Annotated in this window: 21 protein-coding genes and 1 pseudogene; 9 read left to right on the top strand and 13 right to left on the bottom strand. The window is 60.4% G+C overall.

The window, feature by feature from the left end; all coding sequences use genetic code 11:
* Positions 1-194: 194 nt before the first annotated feature.
* On the bottom strand, positions 195-2,021 hold the full coding sequence (gene typA / locus HB780_RS23845) for a translational GTPase TypA (protein ID WP_183689831.1): 1,827 nt from the start codon (positions 2,019-2,021) through the stop codon (positions 195-197).
* A gap of 373 nt (positions 2,022-2,394) precedes the next feature.
* On the opposite strand from typA, the gene HB780_RS23850 reads away from it, so the two are divergent.
* Positions 2,395-4,383 carry an elongation factor G gene (locus HB780_RS23850; RefSeq protein WP_183689832.1) on the top strand — a complete coding sequence of 663 codons (1,989 nt, stop codon included), beginning with the start codon at positions 2,395-2,397 and terminating at the stop codon, positions 4,381-4,383.
* A gap of 73 nt (positions 4,384-4,456) precedes the next feature.
* On the opposite strand, the pseudogene HB780_RS23855 reads toward HB780_RS23850, so the two are convergent.
* A pseudogene (locus HB780_RS23855) lies at positions 4,457-6,519 on the bottom strand (M3 family metallopeptidase).
* A 97-nt stretch (positions 6,520-6,616) separates the two neighbouring features.
* Entirely contained in the window at positions 6,617-7,258 is a 642-nt protein-coding gene (locus HB780_RS23860) for a LysE family translocator (protein WP_183689833.1), read from the bottom strand.
* Positions 7,259-7,417: 159 nt separating this feature from the next.
* On the opposite strand from HB780_RS23860, the gene HB780_RS23865 reads away from it, so the two are divergent.
* Complete coding sequence (locus tag HB780_RS23865; protein WP_183689834.1) at positions 7,418-7,900, top strand: MarR family winged helix-turn-helix transcriptional regulator; 483 nt, start codon at positions 7,418-7,420, stop codon at positions 7,898-7,900.
* Between the two features lie 79 nt (positions 7,901-7,979).
* Here the strand turns inward: HB780_RS23865 and HB780_RS23870 are convergent, their stop codons facing one another.
* From HB780_RS23870 to HB780_RS23880, 3 genes are all read right to left on the bottom strand, one after another.
* The gene (locus tag HB780_RS23870; RefSeq protein WP_183689835.1) at positions 7,980-9,203 is read right to left on the bottom strand and encodes an argininosuccinate synthase; all 1,224 of its coding nucleotides are present in this window, start codon (positions 9,201-9,203) and stop codon (positions 7,980-7,982) included.
* A gap of 123 nt (positions 9,204-9,326) precedes the next feature.
* On the bottom strand, positions 9,327-9,629 hold the full coding sequence (locus HB780_RS23875; protein WP_183689836.1) for a type II toxin-antitoxin system RelE/ParE family toxin: 303 nt from the start codon (positions 9,627-9,629) through the stop codon (positions 9,327-9,329).
* Positions 9,619-9,861: a type II toxin-antitoxin system ParD family antitoxin gene (locus tag HB780_RS23880; RefSeq protein WP_183689837.1), complete on the bottom strand. Its 243-nt coding sequence runs from the start codon at positions 9,859-9,861 to the stop codon at positions 9,619-9,621. The genes HB780_RS23875 and HB780_RS23880 overlap by 11 nt, the downstream gene beginning before the upstream one ends.
* An 85-nt stretch (positions 9,862-9,946) precedes the next feature.
* On the opposite strand from HB780_RS23880, the gene HB780_RS23885 reads away from it, so the two are divergent.
* Both HB780_RS23885 and HB780_RS23890 read left to right on the top strand, forming a co-directional pair.
* Entirely contained in the window at positions 9,947-10,801 is an 855-nt protein-coding gene (locus HB780_RS23885) for an SDR family NAD(P)-dependent oxidoreductase (protein WP_183689838.1), read from the top strand.
* A gap of 66 nt (positions 10,802-10,867) precedes the next feature.
* A complete protein-coding gene (locus tag HB780_RS23890; protein ID WP_183689839.1) occupies positions 10,868-11,509 on the top strand; it encodes a LysE family translocator in 642 nt (213 codons plus the stop codon).
* On the opposite strand, the gene HB780_RS23895 is transcribed toward HB780_RS23890, so the two are convergent.
* The 5 genes from HB780_RS23895 to HB780_RS23915 all read right to left on the bottom strand — a co-directional run bounded on the left by HB780_RS23895 (position 11,493) and on the right by HB780_RS23915 (position 15,070).
* On the bottom strand, positions 11,493-11,915 hold the full coding sequence (locus HB780_RS23895) for a hypothetical protein (protein ID WP_183689840.1): 423 nt from the start codon (positions 11,913-11,915) through the stop codon (positions 11,493-11,495). The two genes, HB780_RS23890 and HB780_RS23895, sit on opposite strands and share 17 nt — an antisense overlap.
* A gap of 5 nt (positions 11,916-11,920) precedes the next feature.
* A complete protein-coding gene (rlmN, locus tag HB780_RS23900; protein ID WP_183689841.1) occupies positions 11,921-13,156 on the bottom strand; it encodes a dual-specificity RNA methyltransferase RlmN in 1,236 nt (411 codons plus the stop codon).
* Positions 13,157-13,420: 264 nt separating this feature from the next.
* Positions 13,421-13,972 carry an invasion associated locus B family protein gene (locus tag HB780_RS23905; protein WP_183689842.1) on the bottom strand — a complete coding sequence of 184 codons (552 nt, stop codon included), beginning with the start codon at positions 13,970-13,972 and terminating at the stop codon, positions 13,421-13,423.
* A gap of 337 nt (positions 13,973-14,309) precedes the next feature.
* The gene (locus HB780_RS23910; RefSeq protein ID WP_183689843.1) at positions 14,310-14,699 is read right to left on the bottom strand and encodes a YkvA family protein; all 390 of its coding nucleotides are present in this window, start codon (positions 14,697-14,699) and stop codon (positions 14,310-14,312) included.
* A 65-nt stretch (positions 14,700-14,764) separates the two neighbouring features.
* Complete coding sequence (locus HB780_RS23915; RefSeq protein ID WP_183689844.1) at positions 14,765-15,070, bottom strand: 4a-hydroxytetrahydrobiopterin dehydratase; 306 nt, start codon at positions 15,068-15,070, stop codon at positions 14,765-14,767.
* 36 nt (positions 15,071-15,106) lie between these two features.
* Between HB780_RS23915 and HB780_RS23920 the strand changes: the two genes are divergently transcribed.
* Entirely contained in the window at positions 15,107-15,589 is a 483-nt protein-coding gene (locus HB780_RS23920) for a low molecular weight protein-tyrosine-phosphatase (RefSeq protein ID WP_183689845.1), read from the top strand.
* Here the strand turns inward: HB780_RS23920 and thpR are convergent.
* Positions 15,520-16,116: an RNA 2',3'-cyclic phosphodiesterase gene (gene thpR, locus HB780_RS23925; RefSeq protein ID WP_183689846.1), complete on the bottom strand. Its 597-nt coding sequence runs from the start codon at positions 16,114-16,116 to the stop codon at positions 15,520-15,522. The two genes, HB780_RS23920 and thpR, sit on opposite strands and share 70 nt — an antisense overlap.
* A gap of 68 nt (positions 16,117-16,184) precedes the next feature.
* Positions 16,185-16,835, bottom strand: coding sequence for an arylesterase (locus HB780_RS23930; protein ID WP_183689847.1), 651 nt, complete (start codon positions 16,833-16,835; stop codon positions 16,185-16,187).
* 75 nt (positions 16,836-16,910) lie between these two features.
* Between HB780_RS23930 and HB780_RS23935 the strand changes: the two genes are divergently transcribed.
* From HB780_RS23935 to HB780_RS23950, 4 genes are all read left to right on the top strand, one after another.
* Positions 16,911-17,621 (top strand): ABC transporter ATP-binding protein, encoded by a 711-nt coding sequence (locus HB780_RS23935; protein WP_183689848.1) that lies wholly within the window; start codon positions 16,911-16,913, stop codon positions 17,619-17,621.
* Positions 17,618-20,164, top strand: coding sequence for an ABC transporter permease (locus tag HB780_RS23940; protein WP_183689849.1), 2,547 nt, complete (start codon positions 17,618-17,620; stop codon positions 20,162-20,164). Before HB780_RS23935 ends, HB780_RS23940 begins: the two co-directional genes overlap by 4 nt.
* Before the next feature lie 195 nt (positions 20,165-20,359).
* Entirely contained in the window at positions 20,360-21,103 is a 744-nt protein-coding gene (locus HB780_RS23945) for a Bax inhibitor-1/YccA family protein (RefSeq protein ID WP_183689850.1), read from the top strand.
* Between the two features lie 119 nt (positions 21,104-21,222).
* Complete coding sequence (locus HB780_RS23950) at positions 21,223-21,780, top strand: GNAT family N-acetyltransferase (protein ID WP_183689851.1); 558 nt, start codon at positions 21,223-21,225, stop codon at positions 21,778-21,780.
* Positions 21,781-21,975: the final 195 nt, after the last annotated feature.

The following is a 21,975-nucleotide window of genomic DNA, read 5'->3' on the forward strand; positions in this document are numbered from 1 at the left end:
GGTCTCGCCAGCCCAAATTAACCATCCTCATTTACGAAGACGGCCGACTTGCCCACAGCCTTTATCCGTGGACGACTGCTGAAAATTAACGCCTTTTTAACCTTTGCCACAAGGGTCCAAAAATCGAACACACAAAATAAAACCCCGGCACAAAGGCCGGGGTTGATTGATTCAAAGCGATACAGCTCGCTTTATTATGCGGAGCGAGACTTTTCGAAGCGCTTGCGCTCGTTCGGGTCGAGGTACATCTTGCGCAGGCGGATCGACTTCGGCGTGACTTCCATCAGTTCGTCGTCCTGGATCCAGGACAGCGCGCGATCGAGCGTCATGCGGATCGGCGGCGTCAGCTTGACGGCCTCGTCCTTGTTGACCGAGCGGATGTTGGTCAGCTGCTTGCCCTTGAGGACGTTGACTTCAAGGTCGTTGTCGCGTGTGTGGATGCCGATAATCATGCCGGCATAAACCTTTTCACCCGGATCGATGATCATCGGGCCACGGTCTTCCAGGTTGAACATCGCGTAGGCGACGGCTTCGCCGGATGCGTTGGAGAGCAGGACGCCGTTGGAGCGGCCGCCGATCGCGCCCTTGAAAGGCTGATAGTCGTGGAACAAGCGGTTCATGATCGCCGTGCCGCGCGTATCCGTCAGCAGTTCCGACTGATAGCCGATGAGACCGCGGGTCGGCGCGAAGAATTTCAGGCGCAGGCGATTGCCGCCGGATGGACGAAGCTCGACCATTTCGGCCTTACGCTCAGACATCTTCTGCACGACGACACCCGAATGCTCTTCGTCGACGTCGATGACGACTTCTTCGATCGGCTCCAGCATCAGGCCAGTGGCTTCGTCCTTGTGCATGACGACGCGCGGACGCGAAACGGCAAGCTCGAAGCCTTCACGGCGCATGGTTTCGATCAGAACGGCGAGCTGCAATTCGCCGCGGCCGGAGACGTAGAACGAGTCCTTGCCTTCGGCTTCTTCGATCTTCAGCGCAACGTTGCCTTCGGCTTCCTTGAACAGGCGATCACGAATGACGCGCGAGGTAACCTTGTCGCCTTCGGTGCCAGCCAGCGGGCTGTCATTGACGATAAAGGACATGGTGACGGTCGGCGGATCGATCGGCTGGGCGTGCAGCGCCTCGGTGACGGACGGATCGCAGAACGTGTCGGCGACGGTACCCTTGGACAGGCCGGCGATGGCGACGATATCGCCGGCATGAGCTTCATCGATAGGCGTACGCTCGATGCCGCGGAAGGCGAGGATCTTGGAAATGCGGCCGGTCTCGATCGGCTTGCCGTCCTGGCCCAGAACCTTGACGGCCTGGTTCGGCTTGATCGAGCCGGAATGAATGCGGCCAGTGATGAGACGGCCGAGGAAGGGGTTGGCTTCGAGAAGCGTGCCGATCATGCGGAATGCGCCATCTTCTTCGCCGACACTCGGCTCCGGCACATGCTTCAGCACGAGATCGAGAAGCGGGCCAAGGCCATCCTCAGTGGGGCCTTCCGGCGAATAGTTCATCCAGCCGGCGCGGCCCGAACCGTAAAGGATCGGGAAATCGAGCTGCTCGTCGGTAGCGTCCAGTGCTGCGAAGAGATCGAAGACTTCGTTGATGACTTCTTCGTGGCGAGCGTCCGGACGGTCGATCTTGTTGATCGCAACGATCGGGCGAAGGCCGACTTTCAGCGCCTTGCCGACCACGAACTTGGTCTGCGGCATCGGGCCTTCCGAGGAATCGACCAGCACGATGGCGCCATCGACCATCGACAGGATGCGCTCGACTTCACCGCCGAAGTCGGCGTGGCCTGGCGTGTCGACGATGTTGACGCGAACGCCCTTCCATACGACGGAGGTCGCCTTGGCGAGAATGGTGATACCACGCTCTTTTTCCAGATCGTTGGAATCCATCATGCGCTCAACGGTGCGCTGGTTCTCGCGGAAGGAGCCGGACTGCTTCAGAAGCTCGTCAACGAGGGTGGTTTTCCCATGGTCAACGTGCGCGATGATCGCGATGTTGCGGAGTTTCATAATGTTATATCTCTGGGGCTGGGGCGCACTATAAAGTAAACACGCCAATTACGTTTGGCGCGCTCTTACCCTTTTTTTCGCGTTTGCGAAAGGGGGGGAGGCGAGAAAGCAATGGCGAGCCTGCTTTTGCGCGTCACGAATACATCAATCTCGCGCTCGCCGATAGTAACTGCGACCAGTTGGCAACGGCTACAAAGCAGCGAGATGGCCTTGCTTGACATACCTTCGGATACGTCTCTAGAGTTTGGCTTGCGTCTCTGTAAAACCACAGAGGGTTCCGCATCAAGCCGTAGCTACCAGCATGTAGAGGTTCCAATGCGCCGATTCACTTCTCACGAAAATCACATTCGAAATTCTGAGAAGTTGAGGGTTCATGCGCACTTTGAATCTGGGCATCCTGGCCCATGTAGACGCAGGCAAGACTAGCCTTACCGAACGGCTGCTTTTTGATACTGGCATCATCGACAAGCTTGGCAGCGTCGATACCGGTAGTACACAAACGGATAGCCTCGAACTCGAACGGCAACGTGGCATCACTATCAGGGCTGCCGTCGTGTCTTTCACCATCGGCAATACCGTCGTCAATCTCATCGACACGCCCGGTCACCCTGACTTCATTGCTGAGGTCGAGCGGGTGCTTGGATTGCTGGACGCAGCAGTGGTCGTTGTTTCGGCGGTCGAAGGCGTGCAAGCGCAGACGCGCGTGCTGGTGCGGGCGCTGCAACGTCTTTCCGTCCCGTTCCTGTTCTTCATTAATAAGGTCGATCGCCTCGGCGCGCGCTATGATGAGGTGCTGGAGGCCATTGCCAACCAACTGCCTGTTCGGCCCATCGCCATGTCGGCCGTCATCGATGCCGGCAGCAAACTTGCCCGGGTCGAGGCAGTCGACCTCGGAGGTGAACCAGTTTTCACGACCTTATGCGAAACACTGGCGGAAAACGACGACGCGCTGCTGGGCGACTATGTCCTGGCCCCTGATCGTCTAAGCACCGAAAGGCTTGGACGTTGCCTGGCCGACCAGGTCGCCAAAGGCCTGGTGCATCCGGCATTTGCGGGAGCCGCAACGACCGGCGTTGGCGTGCCTGCCCTGGCATCGGCCATTGCGACAATCCTCCCCCACCGTCGGCTCGACCCGGACGGCCCGGTCGTCGGAAAAATCTTCAAAATCGAGCGCGGATGGGGCGGCGAAAAACTGTCCTATATCGACCTGAAATCCGGCACGATCCAGCTCCGACAATATCTGAACTTGCCCAAAGGCCCGGCGAGGGTAACCGGAATTCATGTTTTCGAAGCCGGCCGTATTGATACCGTTGCCAGCCTCCGCGCTGGGCAGATCGCCCGCATCAGTGGACTTGGCAGTGCCAGGACAGGCGACATGGTGGGAACCGACCTGCTCTCGGCTGGTCGGCACCAGTTTGCCCCACCGACCCTTGAAACCTGCGTCCGAGCCAAGCGGCCCTCCGACAATGCGGCGCTCTGGTTGGCGCTGAACCAGTTGGCCGAACAGGATCCCCTGATCAATCTGCGCAGAAACGAGGATGCGAACGAAGTCTTCGTGTCGCTCTATGGCGAAGTGCAAAAGGAAGTCATCCAGTCGACCCTGCTGACGGACTTCGGTCTTGAGGCAATGTTTGAGGCGAGCACGGTCATCTGCGTGGAAAGGCTCGTCGGAAGCGGGACCGGCCTCGAAATCATCTTCAAGGAGCCGAATCCATTTATCGCGACCGTTGGACTGCGTGTTGAACCGCGACCGGAAGGGGCGGGCAACAGCTTCGCGCTGGAAGTGGACTTGGGTCAGATGCCTGCAAGCTTCTACCGGGCGGTCGAGGAAACCGTATTCGAAACGCTGAAGCAGGGTATCCTCGGCTGGCAGATCATCGATTGCCATGTGGCTATGACCTCGGCCCGGCAGAGTTCCCCGACGAGCACCGCCGCTGACTTCCGGCAATTGACCCCTCTGGTGCTGGCAACGGCTCTATCGGCCGCGCAAACCGTTGTATGTGAACCGGTCGACCGCTTTTACGTTGAAGCTCCTGCGGCGACGTTGAACGGCCTGCTCACCTTGCTTGCGAAATCCGGTGCATCCACGAAGGATTCCGTGATTGCCAATGGGGTGGTCCGACTGGAAGGCACGATAGCGTCTGCGATGATCCAAAGCATCCAGCACCAGGTTCCAGGGCTGACGAGCGGCATGGGGACCATGGAAACGTCCTTTGACCATTATGCCCCAGCGGCTGGCTCGCAGCGGTCGCGCCGGCGCTCTGGCCCCGATCCGTTCAATCGTACTGAATATCTGCTTCGCATGCGTCGTAATCTCGCCGGGACTAACCCGGCGATCGAAAAGGGAGATTGGTCGTCGTGAATGGCACAGAGATGATAGGCGCTTCAAACGCCTATCATCTTGCGCGGAATGGGGCTACGCCCGACAGCAAAGATCAGGCCGCCAGCCCCTTCTTCCTCAGCATCGCATCCGGGCTCGGCAGCTTGCCGCGGAAAGCCTTGTAGGCGTCTTCCGGGTCGATCGAGCCGCCGACGGAATAGATGTTGGCCTTGAGTTTCTCGGCCATCTCCGCGTTGAAGGCGTCGCCGGTTTCCTCGAAGGCGGAGAAGGCGTCGGCGTCGAGTACCTCCGACCACATGTAGGAATAATAGCCGGCCGAATAGCCGTCGCCGGCGAAGACGTGCTGGAAGTGTGGCGTCGCGTGGCGCATGACGATCGATTTCGGCATCCCGATTTCCGACAGCACCTCGGCCTGTACCGCCATCGGGTCTTCGACGGCACCACGCGTGTGGAAGGCCATGTCGACCAATGCCGACGAGGTGAATTCCACGGTGTTGAAGCCGGCATTGAAGGTGCGGGCGGCGAGAACCTTGTCGAGCAGCGCCTGCGGGATCGGCGCGCCGGTCTCGTAATGCACGGCATATTGCTTGAGGATCGCCGGCACGGTCAGCCAATGCTCATAGAGCTGCGACGGCAGTTCGACGAAATCGCGGGACACGCCGGTGCCCGCAACCGAGGGATAGGTGACGTTGGAGAGCATGCCGTGCAGCGCATGGCCGAATTCGTGGAACAGCGTGCGGGCATCATCGAGCGATAGCAGCGCCGGCTTGCCTTCCGCGGGCTTGGCGAAATTGCAGACGTTGTAGATGATCGGCAGCTCGCCGACATCGCCGTTCGGCAGCGACAATTTATGCTGCGACTGGAACGAGCTCATCCAGGCACCGGAGCGCTTCGAACTGCGGGCGAAATAATCGCCGAGGAACAGTGCCACCAGCCTGTCGGAACCATCGCGGATTTCGAAGACGCGGACATCGGGGTGATAGGCGGGAACGCCCTTCTGCTCGACGGCATGGATGCCGAAAAGACGCCCAGCGACATCGAAGCAGGCGGCGATGATCTTTTCGAGCTGCAGATAGGGCTTCAGCTCCGCCTCGGAAAAATCGAACTTCTGCGTCCGGATCTTCTCGGCATAATGCCGCCAGTCCCAGGGCATGACCTCATGATTACGGCCCTCCTGCGAAATCAATGCGGCGATATCGGCCTCTTCCTCGCCGGCACGCGCCGCGCCTTAGCCCAGACAGCCTTCAAGAGATCGTTCACCGCCTCCGGCGTCTTCGCCATGGTGTTGTCGAGCTTGAGTTCGGCAAAATTGGCGTAGCCAAGCAGCTTGGCCTTTTCGGCCCTCAGCGCTAGCGTCTCGCGGATGATCTTGCGATTGTCGGTCTCGCCGCCATTTTCGCCGCGCGCCACCCAGGCCTTGAAGGCCTGTTCCCGCAAATCGCGACGTTCGGAAGCGGTCAGGAAAGGCTCGATAATCGAGCGCGAAAGGGTGACGGCATATTTGCCCTCTTCGCCGCGTTCCCGCGCCGCCGCCGCCATCGCATCCTTAAGATAATCGGGCAGGCCGGCAAGATCGGCTTCTTCGGAAAGGATCAACGCCCAGCTCTTTTCATCGCCAAGGACATTCTGCCCGAACTGCGCGCCGAGGCCCGCCAGCGTCTCGTTGATCGTTGCAAGCCGTTCCTGCTCAGGCTTCGGCAGCTTGGCGCCCGACTTGACGAAACCCTTCCAATGGCGTTCCAGAACGCGGGTCTCTTCCAGCGTCAGGCCGAGATCGTCGCGCCCTTCCCAGAGCGAATCGATGCGGGCGAAAAGTGCCACATTCATGCCGATCTTCGAATAATGCCTCGATATCTTCGGCGCGATCTGGCGCTCCAGGGTCTGGATCACCTCATTCGTATGCGCACCGGCCTTGTTCCAGAACAGCGCGGAAACCCGCGACAGTGGATCGCCGGCAATCTCGAGCGCGGTGACGGTGTTGGCGAAGGTCGGGGCCTCGCCATTGTTGGCGATCGCTTCGATCTCCGTCTCGTGGGAGGCGAGGGCGGCATCAAAGGCGGGCGCGAAATCGGCGTCTTTCACCGCATCGAAACGTGGCAAGCCCTGATGTCCGGTCCATTCGACGAGCGCGGGATTGACGGCGGCGTGGGAAGACATGCGAGACATCCTTTCGGCAAACTTCTGATCGAAGCACGATATAAGGCCCGATCCGCCGGATTGGTATGGCGGAGGCGGAACAAAGATTGAGAAATTGTCAGGCCTTGCGCCAGCCGAGCAGGCCGGGCGTCGCGTGCCACAGCGCCTGTGCTGCAAAGCCCATGAAGAGCACGCCGGAACAACGCACGATCATTCGCTCGTGAGCGCGATAGAAACGCCGGACGACGCTCGCGCCGATGATGCCGATCAGGATGATGTCGGCGGTGATGAAGCCGGCAAGAGAAACGGTAACCAGCAAGGGGAGCGCGCTGAACGTCAATGCCCCGGCAGACCCCGCCACCAGCGCGGTAAAGGTCGCCAGCGCCACCGGATATCCCTTTGGATTGGTGACGCCGAAAATCAGGCCGCGACGGAACGGGCGGTCGACGTTGAGCAGCGTCTTGCCATCCGACCTCGGCTTGGCGGTCACGGCACTCCAGCCGATCCAGGCGAGATAAAAACCACAGAGCAATCCGAGCAGATCGAAGACAAATGTGCCGAGAGTTTTTGCGCCAACAATTGCAATCAAGGCGAGTGATGACCATATCAGATCTCCGACGAGATGGCCGCTCATGAAGAAGGCACCGGCCTTGCGGCCCTGCCCGGCACCGATACCGAGAAGCGCCAGAAAAGCCGGACCCGGAATCAGCACATAGAACAAAGCCGCCAGAAAAGCGCCGACGATAAGTGATTGCGTCATATTGAAAGTTCCCGATGGCAACCATGACAGACTAGCGACAAGGCGAATCGGGTCAAGCCAACCGAGTGGCGTATAAAATAAAGAATCCATTGAATTTAAGGGGCGATATCACTAAGAATTTACCGGGGCCTAAAAACAAGCGTAGGTAGGGAAGCGCTTATGAGCAGCAGGATAGATACGGATTCGCTTGCCTTTTTGGTAGCGGATTGCGCCCGATTGATGCGAACGGCTTTCGAGCGGCGCATTCTGGTCGCGGGACTTGGCCTCACAGCGGGCGAAGCACGAACACTGATTCAGGTGGCCGCCGTCAATGGCAGCCGACAGCTTGACATCGCCTCTCGCATGGGGCTGGAGCCGATGACGGTCAGCGCCTTCCTCGACAAGTTGCAGGCACGCGGCCTAATCGAGCGACAGCCAGACCCCCTCGACCGCCGCGCCAAGCGCATCGTGTTGTCGGAAACCGCCGACGCGAAGCTGAAACAGATCGGCAGGGAGATCTGTGCGGTGGAACGCGATGCGGTGCAAGGTTTCAATCACGGCCTGCAGGACGAACTGCATCACGCGCTCCGCGTCTTCCGCAGCAATCTGCAGAATGCGGATATGCCGGTCGAGATGGAACGTGAATTGAGGCCGGCGGAATAAATCCGGCGCGTCGCGAAGCCTGAGAAGAAAAAGCCCGCCTCCGACAATCGGAAGCGGGCTATAAGTTTTGAAAATCTGATTACTTGGTCAGGTTGCGCTTGGCGAGCGTGCGCAGGCGCAGCGCGTTGAGTTTGATGAAGCCGGCCGCGTCCTTTTGGTCGTAAGCGCCCTGGTCGTCTTCGAAGGTGACCAGCTTGTCGGAATAGAGCGACTTCGGGCTTTCGCGACCGATGGTCATGACATTGCCCTTGTAGAGCTTCAGCGTCACTTCACCTTCGACATGCTCCTGGCTCTTGTCGATCAGGGCCTGCAGCATTTCGCGCTCCGGCGAGAACCAGAAGCCGTAATAGATCAGTTCCGCGTAACGCGGCATCAGCTCGTCCTTGAGGTGCGCGGCACCACGATCGAGCGTGATCGATTCGATGGCGCGGTGCGCGGCGAGCAGGATCGTGCCGCCCGGGGTCTCGTAGACGCCACGCGACTTCATGCCAACGAAACGGTTCTCGACGAGATCGAGGCGGCCAATGCCGTTGTCGCGACCGTAATCATTGAGCTTTGCCAGCAGCGTCGCCGGGCTCAGGCGCTCGCCATTGATCGAGACGGCATCACCCTTCTCGAAGCCGACCTTGATGATGGTCGCCTTGTCGGGAGCAGCTTCCGGCGAAATCGTGCGCATGTGCACATATTCCGGCGCTTCCTGCGACGGATCTTCCAGAACCTTGCCCTCGGACGAGGAGTGCAGAAGATTGGCGTCGACGGAGAACGGCGCTTCGCCCTTCTTGTCCTTGGCAACCGGGATCTGGTGCTCTTCGGCGAATGCGAGCAAGTCGGTGCGGCTCTTGAACGACCAGTCGCGCCACGGCGCGATGATCTTGATGTCCGGGTTCAGCGCATAGGCCGACAGTTCGAAACGGACCTGGTCGTTGCCCTTGCCGGTCGCGCCGTGAGCAATCGCATCGGCGCCGGTCTTCCTGGCGATCTCGATCAGGTGCTTGGAGATCAGCGGACGGGCAATCGACGTGCCGAGCAGGTAGACGCCTTCATAAACGGCATTGGCGCGGAACATCGGGAAGACGAAATCGCGCACGAATTCTTCGCGCACATCCTCGATATAGATTTCCTTGATGCCGAGCATTTCGGCCTTCTTGCGCGCCGGCTCAAGCTCTTCGCCCTGGCCGAGATCGGCGGTGAAGGTGACGACTTCGGCGCCAAGCTCCGTCTGCAGCCACTTCAGGATAATCGAGGTGTCGAGACCGCCCGAATAGGCGAGAACGACTTTCTTCACGTCTTTATGTGATGCCATGATGATAAGATCCGTTTCAATGCGAGCCTGCGGAGAGGCCCGCAAACCCTATGTCGCGGCACTTTTAGCGAGATTATCGCAAGGTGCAAGGGGAAGTGCGGCGCGACGCATAACCGAGTAAGGTCAGAGATGAGCGCCGACATTCATCCGCCGATGCAGGATACGGATGATCGTGACGGTTTGAGCGCCGTCTTTGTAGATGATGAAATGTGACCCGTGGGCCAAGGCGAGATATTCAGGTTTTATGCCACCGACTTTGCGACCGCGTGCTGTTCCGGCTGCCAAGTCCGGAAAACAACCAATCAACTCAGTGTAGTAAGTATTTGCCTGCTGAAGAGACCATGTCTCAAATGTATATCGCCAAATAGCATCCAAATCCTGTCGCGCTTTCGGCAAGAGCTTATAGGATCGGCTTTTAGCGGACATACTTGCGATGCAACTCCGTCAGAAACGCTTCACCGTCGAACTCCTCCGGCTCGCCCGACGCCTCGCCCTCAGCGATTGCAGCCGCAATAGCTTCTATTTCGGCCCTCGTGCGGAATAGTTTCAGCGCGGCATCGATAACCTCGCTCGGCGAGCCGTAATTGCCATGGCTGATCTGCTCGCCGATGAACGCGTCCATCTGCTCATCGATCTCTACGGACACATGCTTTGTCACGGGTGCGACCTCCGGCCGTTTGACTTGGTTCCCGAAAGTACCATATTCGGCGGCGAACGAACAATGCCTAGGGAGGACCCTGCCCGTGACCGATATTCAAGACATTTTCAAAAAATCCAATGTTGCCGTCATCACCGGCGGCGCCTCCGGCATCGGCCTTGCCGCGGCGAAATATTTCGCAAACCTCGGCATGAGCGTCGCCATTGCCGATCTCGGTGGTGACCGGTTGGCGGATGCGCGTGCTGAGCTTGAAGCCATCGCCGGCGAAGAGCATGTCATGGCCGTCGAAACAGACGTTGCCCAGAAAGAGGCGCTGGAAGCTCTCGAGCGCGCCGTCCTGCAACGCTTCGGCCGGGTGCATGTGCTGATGAACAATGCCGGCATCGGGCCGGAAACCTCGATCTTCAGCCCGCAGGCCGGCTGGGACGCTATTCTCGGCGTCAATCTCCTCGCCGTCATCAACGGCACGCGTGTCTTCGGACCCGCCATGCTGGCCCATGGCGAGCCCGGACTGATCATCAATACCGGCTCGAAGCAAGGTATCACCACGCCGCCCGGCAACCCGGCCTACAATGTCTCCAAGGCCGGCGTGAAGGTCTTCACCGAGGCGCTGCAGCATGAGCTGCGCAACACCGAAGGCGGGAAGATCTCCGCGCATCTGCTGATCCCCGGTTTCGTCTTCACCGGCCTGACCCAGGGCGACCGCAGGCAAAAGCCGGCTGCCGCCTGGACGGCGGAGCAGACGGTCAATTTCATGGTGGAAAGCCTGAAGCGCGGCGATTTCTACATCCTCTGCCCGGACAATGACGTAGCACGGCCGACCGACGAGCGCCGCATGCTCTGGGCTGCCGGCGATATCGTCGAAAACCGTCCGCCGCTGTCGCGCTGGCATCCTGATTATGCCGACACGTTCAAGGCTTTCCTGGAAAAGAAGGATTGATTTGCAAATCCTCGAAAGCCGGATAGAAAACGCTGATCCTCTTATCCGGCCTTCGGAGCTGCCCTCATGGATTTCCTACCCAGCCTGTCGACCCTGCTCGCCTTTACCGCCGCGACCTTGCTTCTCGCGATGACCCCCGGCCCGGACATGACGCTCTCGATCAGCCGCGCCTTGGCCCAGGGGAAAAGGGCCGCACTCTTCGTGGTCCTCGGCACCACCCTCGGCGTCGTCGTTCACACATGCCTGGTAGCCTTTGGCATCTCGGCGCTGATAACGGCATCGCCTGTTGCCTTCACCATGCTCAAAACCGGCGGCGCCGCCTATCTGCTGTGGCTGGCGATCCAGGCGATCCGCTTCGGCTCCAGCCTGTCGGTCATGCAGGTCGACGCGGCCAGGAAAACACCGCTCTCCAACATCGCCAACGGTTTCTGGGTCAATCTGCTGAACCCGAAGGTCATAATCTTCTTCATGACCTTCCTGCCGCAGTTCGTCACGGCGGGCGACCCGGCCGTCACGCATAAGCTGCTATTCCTGGGATTTTTCTTCATCGTCGTCGGCGTGCCGGTGAACATCATCGTCGTTCTCGCCGCCGACAAGCTGTCGTCCTGGCTGCAGAACAACCGCCGAGTCCTGCGCGGCCTTGACTATACATTCGCCGGCGTCTTTTCGATCTTCGCGGCGAAGATTTTCCTCACGCAGGCGCGTTGATCACGCTACCGGCGAAACGCCCGGCGATCCACCAATAGACGGTGGCGCTGGTTGCTCCGAGAAAAGCAAAGCAGATGACGACGGTGATCAGGTTGAAGGGCTGCGGCCGTTCCGCGCTGCCCGAAATCAGGACGGATGCTACCGCCGACAGTAAGGCGCCATAGACCGCATAGCCGTACCAGCGACGCATGCCGCGCCATTCGAAAACCGGAATGACGACAAGCGACGGCAGGATGCTGACGATCATCGCGAGCTTGGTCAAGGCGATGGTGAGCGCGATGAGCTCCGGGCCGCCCGTCCCCGGCATCGTCCAGGCGGCGACGCAGGCCAGCACGAAGCCCATCATGACGCAGGCGCCGAGATAGCCCCACAGGAGCCGTATCGGCCTGCGCAACACGAGAAGCATCGATCTCAATCCTCGCCGTGATTGGCGATCATCATGGCTTCAAAGGCCAGCCGCTCGGTCTTGCGCATGCGCTCCGAATCCGACTTCAACTGGCCGCAGGCGGCGAGAATGTCGCGGCCGCGCGGCGTGCGGATCGGCGAGGCGTAACCGGCCGCATTGATGAAATCAGCGAATTTCTCGATCTGTTCCCAGTCCGAACACTGGTAGTTCGTGCCCGGCCAGGGATTGAAGGGGATGAGGTTGATCTTCGAAGGGATGCCCTTCAGCAGCTGGATCAGCCCCTTGGCGTCCTCAAGACTGTCGTTGACGCCCTTCAGCATCACATATTCGAAGGTGATGCGCCGTGCATTGGAAACGCCGGGATAGGAGCGGCAGGCGTCCATCAATTCCTTCAGCGGATATTTCTTGTTGATCGGCACCAGCATGTCGCGCAGGTCGTCGCGCACCGCATGCAGCGAGATTGCCAGCATGACGCCGATCTCATCGCCGGTGCGGTAAATTTCTGGCACGACGCCGGAGGTAGACAGCGTGATGCGGCGCTTCGACAGCGACAGGCCATCGCCGTCGGAGGCGATCAGCAGCGCCGTCTTGACGCTTTCGAAATTGTAGAGCGGTTCACCCATGCCCATCATGACCATGTTGCTGACCTTGCGGCCTTCCGCCGGCATGATCGTGCTCTGCGGCGCTTCGCGGTCCGGAAAATCGCCGAGCCGGTCGCGCGCGAGCAGCAACTGCGACAGGATCTCTTCCGCCGTCAGGTTGCGCACCAGGCGCTGCGTGCCGGTATGACAGAAGGAGCAGGTGAGCGTACAGCCGACCTGGCTGGAAACGCAAAGCGTCCCGCGCCCTTCTTCCGGGATATAGACGGTTTCGACCTCGACGGGACGGCCGGCACCCCGTGGCGGGAAGCGCAGCAGCCACTTGCGGGTGCCGTCATTGGAGACCTGCTCCTCGACGATCTCCGGACGAGCAATGGTGAAATGCGTCTTCAGCATTTCGCGCATGTCCTTGGAGACGTTCGCCATGGCGTCGAAATCCGAGACGCCGCGCACATAGATCCAGTTCCAGAGCTGGCTGACACGCATCTTGACTTGCTTGTCGGCGACACCCTTTTCCTTGAGAGCCGCCCCCATTTCCTCGCGCGTCAGGCCGATCAGCGACGGTTTCGGCGAAAGCTCGACCGGCTGCGATACGGGCATCGGCTTGAGCTTGGATGGGGTCATGACATCGATGGCGGACATAGGATATTCCAATGGTTCATATCGGCGATGCCCCCAAAAGCTGGAAAGCTGCGGGCGCGGGCAAGGCACTGAAATCAGAAGGTTCATCTCGATGCGGGCAAGAAACTTGCAAAACACACCGCTTGTTGGGGCGGCCTTTAGCATTAATTTCAGTCCGCGTCATCCCTCTTGAAAAAGCAAAAGGCCAGCCACCCGGGCCAGCCTTATCACTTCGGTCTCGATAGAACCCGCAATCACTTCGGTGTGATCGCGGCATCATCGATCCTATTTGCAGTTTTCGATCTGCTTGAGCGCTGCGGTAACGCCCTTCAGCGAATAGGTGTAGGTGGTGGGGGTGCCCCGCTTCGAGGTCGCGGTGACCTTCAGCGAATGGCCGGACTTGAGTGCTGCGACCAGCGCCGGCTCCTGCGCGGCATTCTCGACCCAAGCAGCCTTGTCCTTGGTGAACAGCACGAAGGTCTTGTTGTCAATGATGACGTCAACCTTGGAATTGTCCTTGAGCGGATAGCCCATCATCGCCTGCGGCTCATAGGAGATATTCTGGCCCGGACGCTGGGAAACGATGAAGAAGTTGTCGCCGTGATCGATACCCGTGGCCGGCATCTTGGTCGTCGGCACGGAAAGAACGTAGCAGACCTTGCCGGCGCCGGACTGGTAGGAATAGGCGCCCCAGGCATCGAATTGCTGGATGCGCGTCGGAGCCGCCTGTGTCCCCGCCTGCGCCTGAGCGGGCGCCTGCTTCTTGGTCTGCGCGGAGGCAATGCCGGTGCCGGCGAGAACGAGCGAGAGGGCGATTGCGAAGCTTTTTACAAACATGGTTTCCTGCCGATTTCTTGCGGTCCAGAGCTCGAGGCGATTTGAGTACGCACGCCTGCCTATGCTCATGAGCTGCTCTATTTTGTCTTTATTCAGGTTACCAAACCGTCAACGGAGCAATAAGCGCCCCTAATCTGTGCTATTTCAACCCAAACGCTGCGTCAGGCCTGAAAATGCATCAGGAAGAATTGGAAAACCCGGATGGCGGAACACCATCCTGTGGGAACGATTTAAGACAGAAAGATTCAGGCAAGAATTTGTCCTCTCTAAAATCAGGAGGATCTCATGAAGGTCTGGAAACCCGTCAGGATTTCCAAAGCTTGCAGCCGGGCGGGAATCAAGCCGTCTTGGCCGCCGCAACTTCGTTGGCCAAAGCCCGGTCGGCGGCGTCATAATGCTCTTGGCGGATGTGGCCCCTGACCATGCTGAAGGCAAGCGCCAGAACCGCGGCATCGTCCGAATAGCCGATGACGGCGAAGAAGTCTGGGATGATGTCGATCGGCATGACGAAATAGCCGAGAGCGGCCAGAAGGACGCCGCGAACGCGCGTCGGCGTCTGCGTATCGAGCGCACAGTAGAAAGCCGCGACGACATCGCGGGAAAACGGGATATACCGCGCAGCCTTGCGCAAGGTCGGCCAGAACTTGCCGCGCACCGACTTCTCCTGCCGCTGCTGGGTCTCTTCGTCACCAGGCATCAGGATTTCCCCATACTTGATGTCATCCATTCCACGCACTCCATCGAAACCCCGTTTCCCGGGCGCATAAACATATGGTGATCGCGCCACGCGATTCAATCGACCCGCCGCGCCGCGGCCTTTTCCATCGCTTTTGCCAGCTTGACGTCATGATCGGTCAACCCCTTGGCATCATGGGTCGTCAATGTCACGTCGACACGCGAATAGACATTAAACCATTCCGGATGATGGTTGAGTTTCTCCGCCGTCAGGGCCGCTTCGGTCATGAAACCAAAAGCTTCGATGAAATTTCGGAATTTGTAGCTCTTTGAAATCGACAGGCGATCGGCCGCCAATGTCCATCCACCAAGGCCAGCGACGGTTTCATCGATTGCGCCCGGTTCCAGCTTTTCGTATTTCATGACAAGGTCACTCCTCTCGATCGGTTGAAGGATATCATGGACCGCTTCAGGATTCTGTTTGTTTGCGCCGGCAATATCTGTCGCTCACCGCTTGCCGAAGGTATTTTCCGGCATCTTGCGAGCGAAGCCGGTCGCAGCGCCGCGTTCGAAGTCGATTCGGCCGGCATCGGCGGCTGGCATCAGGGAGAAAGGCCGGACCGCCGCTCGATTGCCGCGGCCGGAGGTCACGGCGTTGATATTTCCGGCCAACGCGCACGCCGCATCGAAGCCACCGACTTCGATCGGTTCGACCTGATCCTCGCAATGGATCAAGACAATTTGAAGAATTTGCGCAAGATCGCGCCTGCCGATGCGCTCGGCAAGCTACATCTCTTCAACGCCCTCGCACTCGGCAACAGCAAGGACATTCCCGATCCCTACTACGGTGGCCACGAAGGTTTCGAGGCGGTCTACACCATGCTCTTGGCGGGCTGCAGCGCGCTGCTTCCCACACTGGGGAAGGCGCTGCGGGCCTCATGAAGCGGGAAGACCTCTTCGGTGAGGTAGGGGCCGCCGCCGACCGATTCGCGCGATGACAACAGCACGAAGCGACCCGCCGTGAACGGCGAGGTGTGGAAGTCGCCGCGTCCGGAGAGATAGTGCACGACATCATCGACGCGCGAGGATTTCAGGCGGGCGAGCGTCACATGCGGCGTAAACTTGCGCGGATCCGGCGGCAGGCCGATACGCTGGCAGATTCGCTCGATCTCGCCTTGCAGGGCGTACATGTCGGGCGTCTGCGTGACGCCGGCCCAGACCGAATGTGGTTTCTTGGAACCGAAAGAGCCGATACCTTCCAGCCGAAGCTGGAATTCCGGCCGGTCTATACGGTCCAGACGGTCGACGATCTCATCCGCCGTGCGTCCATCGACATCGCCGATGAAACGAAGGGTGATGTGATAATTTTCAACGTCGATCCACCTGGCACCGGGAAGACCGCCGCGCAACAACGAAAGGCTCATGGCCGCGTTGCGCGGAATTTCGAGGGCGGTAAAAAGTCTCGGCATCACGAGCACTCCCCGAATCTCTTGCAGGTATAAGCAGGGAATCACGCATTTGCGGCCGGTGCAAGCACCTATTTCGCAGCTGCGGCAATCGTCCCTATGAAACTGGCAGCCGCGGGCTGGAAGCCCTGCACCATCACGTCGACGCCCTTTGAGGTCGGATGCATGCCATCGCTCAATTGCAAATCCGCGTGGGTTGCGACGCCATCGAGAAAAAACGGATAGAGCGGGAGCTTATATTTGTCGGCAAGCCGCTGGTAGATCGGATTGAATTTGGCCGCATAGTCCGGACCCATGTTCGGCGGCGCCAGCATTCCGGCGAGCAGGACAGGAATGTTGCGCTCCTTCAGCCTGGCAATGATGGCGTCCAGGTTCTTTTCCGTCTGCTCCGGCGGAATGCCACGCAGCGCGTCGTTGGCCCCGAGTTCGAGGATGACGCCATCGGTCCCGTCCGGCACCGACCAGTCGATACGCGACAACCCGCCCGACGTGGTGTCGCCGGAGACGCCGGCATCGTTGATCGCCACGTCCAGCCCCTTTGCCTTCAGCGCCGCCTCCAGCTTGGCCGGAAATCCGTCGCCCGGCGGCAGCTGATAACCGGCCATCAGGCTGTCGCCGAAACCGACCAATTGGATGGTCCGCGCCTCGGCCGCACTCGCCGCGCCAAACAAAAGGCCGAAAGCAATGACAGCGAAGTGAAACGCGACAGCTTTAAAACTCATGATCCATTCCCTAAATTCGCTGCGCGGGCCAAATCGCGCCCGCCATGGTCTCAGATGTATATAGGGCGTCCCGCATTGGCAAAAACCATCATCGAGTTGAAGAAAGCGGATTTGACGCTCGGCAATGCCGCCGCCTCCGTCCATGTGCTGAAAGGCATCGACCTCACGGTTGCGGAAGGTGAGTCCGTTGGCATCATCGGCCCCTCCGGCTCCGGCAAGTCGACGCTACTGATGGTGCTGGCCGGCCTGGAGAAGCTCGATAGTGGCGAACTGCTGATCCGCGATATGCCGTTGCACAGCCTGAGCGAGGATCGCGTTGCCGATTTCCGTGGCCGCAATATCGGCATCGTCTTCCAGTCCTTCCATCTCATCGCCAATATGACGGCGCTCGAAAACGTCGCCGTGCCGCTGGAGCTCGCCAATGTTCGCGACGCCTTCGATATCGCCCGGCGCGAATTGCAGGCCGTCGGCCTCGGTGAGCGGTTGAGCCATTATCCCGGCCAGCTTTCGGGCGGCGAACAGCAGCGCGTGGCGATTGCCCGCGCGCTCGCTCCCTCGCCGGCCTTGCTGATCGCCGACGAGCCGACCGGCAATCTCGATACCGATACCGGACGGCAGATCTCCGACCTCCTATTCGCCCAGCAAGCCGAGCGCGGCACGACGCTGTTGCTCGTCACCCACGATCCGGCGCTTGCCGCCCGCTGCTCCCGCCAGATCCGCGTCCGCTCCGGCGAAATCGAGGGCGACAGCGCCCATGCGCGGACCAGCCAGGCGGCGATAGCATGACGGTGGCAGGCGCACGCTTCACGCTTGCCTTCCGCCTGGCGCTACGCGAATTGCGCGGCGGCCTCGGCGGCTTCTACATCTTCCTGGCCTGTATCGCGCTTGGCACCGGCGCGATTGCCGCCGTCAACTCCGTCTCGCAGTCGATCACCGATGCGATCTCGACCCAGGGCCAGTCGCTGCTTGCCGGCGACGTCCGCTTCGAGCTCAACAATCGTGAGGCAAGGCCGGATGAACTGGCCTATCTCGAAAGCCTCGGCCAGACCTCTCGCTCCACCGGCCTGCGCTCCATGGCCCGCCTGCCCGATGGCTCCGACCAGGCGCTCGTCCAGGTCAAGGCGGTCGACGGCGCCTATCCGCTCTACGGCACCTTCGCGGCCGATCCGGACCAGCCGCTGTCGACGCTGCTTGCCGCCAAGGATGGAACCTATGGCGCCATCCTCGCGCCCCTGCTTCTGGAACGACTGAACCTGAAGATCGGCAGCGAACTGCTGCTCGGCAATACGAAGCTCCGGGTTACAGGCACGGTGAAGACCGAGCCGGATTCGGTCTCGGAAGGTTTTGGCTTCGCCCCGCGACTGCTCACCAGCCGCGAGGCCTTGCAAGCTTCCGGACTGATCACCACCGGCAGCCTGGTCGAACAGATCTACAAGATCCGCATGGACGATCCCGCGGGCGGCCTGCGCGATATCACCACCCGCGCCAATGCCGCCTTTCCGCAGGCCGGCTGGTCGGTCCAGACCAGCAACCGGGCCGCGCCGGCGCTTGCCGACAACATCACCCGTTTCTCGCAATTCCTGACGCTGGTCGGCCTCACTGCCCTGATCGTCGGCGGTGTCGGCGTTGCCAACGCCGTGCGCGCCTTCCTCGACGCCAAGCGCACCACCATCGCCACCTTCAAGTGCCTTGGCGCACCAGCCTCCGTCGTGGTGATGATCTATCTGATCCAGATCGCCCTGATCGCGCTCGCCGGCATCGTCATCGGCCTGGTGTTCGGCGCCATCGCGCCGATGCTGACGTCACAATTCATGGCCGAATTCCTGCCGATCTCCACCGCGCCGCAGCTTTATCCCGGCCCGCTGGCGCTGGCTGCCCTCTTCGGCCTGCTGACGACGCTCGCCTTCGCCATTCCGCCGCTCGGTCATGCCCGCGAAGTGCCGGCGACAGCACTTTTCCGGGAGCAAGGTTTCGAGGCGCGCCGCCTGCCCGGCTGGCCCTATCTGCTCGCCGCCGGCCTGCTGATGGCGGCATTGGCAGCACTTGCGATCTACACCGCCTATGACCGCCGCATCGCCGTCGTCTTCATCGTCTCGATCGCAGTTGCCTTCGTCGTGCTCCGCGCCGTCGCGGCACTGCTGTCATGGCTTGCCCGCCGCAGCCCGCGCGTGCACTCGCCGGCCCTACGGCTGGCGATCGGCAACATCCATCGACCGGGCGCACTGACCGCCTCCGTCGTCCTATCGCTCGGCCTCGGCCTTGCGCTTCTGGTGACGCTGACGCTGATCGACGGCAATATGCGCCAGGAGCTGACCGGGCGCTTGAGCGAGCAGGCGCCGAATTTCTTCTTCGTCGATATCCAAAGCTCTGAGCTCGACGGCTTCCGCAAGGTCGTTCAGGCCCAGGCGCCTGAGGGTAAGCTCGTGGAAGCACCGATGCTGCGGGGCCGCATCGTCGCCTTCAACGGCGAAGACGTCACCAAGATGAACGTGCCGGCCGCCGGCCAATGGGTGCTGCGCGGCGACCGCGGCATCACCTATGCCGAAACCATGCCCGAGAGCGCCGCTCTCACGGAAGGGCAGTGGTGGGGCAAGGACTATAGCGGCGAACCGCTTGTCTCTTTCTCGGACGAAGAAGGCAAGGCGCTCGGCCTGAAGCTTGGCGACAAGCTGACCGTCAACGTGCTCGGCCGCAACGTAACGGCCAAGGTCGCCAGCTTCCGCAAGATCCAATGGCAGTCGCTATCGATCAACTTCGTCATGATCTTCTCACCCAACACATTCAAGGGCGCGCCACATGCCTGGCTCGCGACCCTGACCGATCCTTCCGCCACCTCGGCACAGGAAGCCGCGATCCTGAAGAACGTCACCAACACCTATCCGACGATCACCAGCATCCGCGTCAAGGATGCGCTCGATATCGTCAACACGCTGGTCGGCCAGCTTGCCACCGCCATCCGCGCCGCAGCCTCCGTCGCGCTCATCGCCTCCGTGCTGGTGCTTGCCGGCGCGCTGGCGGCAGGCAATCGCGCTCGTACGCATGATGCGGTCGTGCTGAAGACGCTCGGTGCCACGCGGGCCATGCTGATCCGCGCCTTCAGCTACGAATATCTGATCCTCGGGGCGGCCACCGCCATCTTTGCGCTTCTGGCCGGCTCGACGGCTGCCTGGTATGTCGTCAGCCGCATCATGCGCCTGCCGTCGAGCTTCCTCCCCGACGTCGCCTTTTCGACCCTCGCCATCGCGCTGCTGCTGACGGTGGGCATCGGCCTTATCGGTACCTGGCGCGTGCTCGGCCAGAAGGCGGCGCCCGTTCTGCGGGAGCTATGAACCCAGATCGGGCCGTCCCTCTTCACCGCGAAACGGCCCGATATTACATCGATTTAACCCCGCCCCAGCCGCTTGGGTCTTGTGTAAAGGGCTTGAAAGCCTCATATTCTTAGCAGGCATGCTGAAGCTCCGCAGCGGCGCCTGGGACGAAATCGCCCGACACCGTAATCATATCGGAGCTTAAAAGAGGAAAACATGGCTGACTTTCGCAATTACCAAAACCGGACGCCGCAAGCAGGCGCGCAGACCGGTGCGATGATAGATGAGGGCCTTCGAGCTTACATGCTCAAGGTCTACAACCTGATGGCGCTGGGTCTGGCGATCACGGGTCTGGCCGCCTATTTCGCATTCTCGCTCTCCTTCTCCGGCGGCCAGATCACGGCCTTCGGCCAGGCGATCTACCAGAGCCCGCTGAAGTGGGTGGTTATCTTCGCTCCGCTGGCGATGGTGTTCTTCCTGAGCTTCAGGATCAACCGCATGAGCGTGGCCGCCGCGACGACGACCTTCTGGGTCTACGCCGCGCTGGTGGGCCTGTCGCTGTCGTCGATCTTCATCATCTACACCGGCCAGAGCGTCGTGCAGACCTTCTTCGTGACCGCCGCCTCGTTCGGCGCGCTGTCGCTCTACGGCTACACGACCAAGCGTGACCTGTCGGCGATGGGTTCGTTCCTGATGATGGGCCTCTTCGGCCTGATCATCGCATCGATCGTCAACATATTCCTGGCTTCGTCCGCCATGCAGTTCGCTATCTCGGTGATCGGCGTACTGATCTTCGCAGGCCTGACCGCCTACGATACGCAGCGGATCAAGAGCATGTATTATGAAGCCGACGACGCGGCCGTGGCCGGCCGCAAGGCGATCATGGGCGCCCTGTCGCTCTACCTCGACTTCATCAACCTCTTCATGTTCCTGCTGCAGTTCATGGGCAACCGTAAATAATCGCAGTGACGTGAATGAAAGTTCGAAAAGGCGGCTCCGGCCGCCTTTTCTGTTTGCCTTATCTCTGCGCGCGATTTTATATCGGCGTCTCCAAATCGCAGATCAGGCAGTAAAACCAGATGTCCTTCCGCCTTCGCCAGGCCGCCCCGAACGACCTCCCCCAGATTACCGCCATCTATTGCGACGCTGTTCTGAACGGCACGGCAAGCTATGAGATCATCCCGCCGGACGAGGACGAGATGGCAAGCCGCTTCCAGGCGATCCGGAACAAGGGCTATCCCTATATCGTCGCCGAGGACGAGGGCGGCAAGCTTCTCGGCTATGCCTATGCGTCTGCCTTCCGCACACGGCCGGCCTATCGCTGGATGGTCGAGGATTCGATCTACCTTGCCCCGGAAGCACGGGGTCGCGGCCTCGGCAAGCTCCTGCTGGCAAACCTGATAGAAACCTGCGAAGCCCTCGGCTTTCGCCAGATGATCGCCGTCATCGGCGGTGCTGCACCCGCCTCCATCGCCGTTCACCGTGCCGCCGGCTTCGCGGAGACCGGCCTGCTGAAAGGGACGGGCTACAAGCACGGCCGCTGGCTGGATACGATGCTGATGCAGAAGGCGCTCGGCGAAGGGGCTGAAACGGACCCCGATCCCTCGGCCTATCCGGGGACGATGTTCAGCGAGTAAGGCAGCCTCTGCTTTTCCCTCGGAGAAGAGCCAATTGCGATCGGATGCGCTCCGCAACATTTCTCAACATTAAAGCAGCCACCGCAATATTCGATTCGCTATTTTGGCTGCGATAACGTTCCCCTAACCGCCGATTTCCCGACTTGTTCAGAGATTCGTTTTCCCTCGCATTGAGGCAGGGCCGCACGCTGCGGC

Source organism: Rhizobium lusitanum (assembly GCF_014189535.1).
GTDB lineage: Bacteria > Pseudomonadota > Alphaproteobacteria > Rhizobiales > Rhizobiaceae > Rhizobium > Rhizobium lusitanum_C.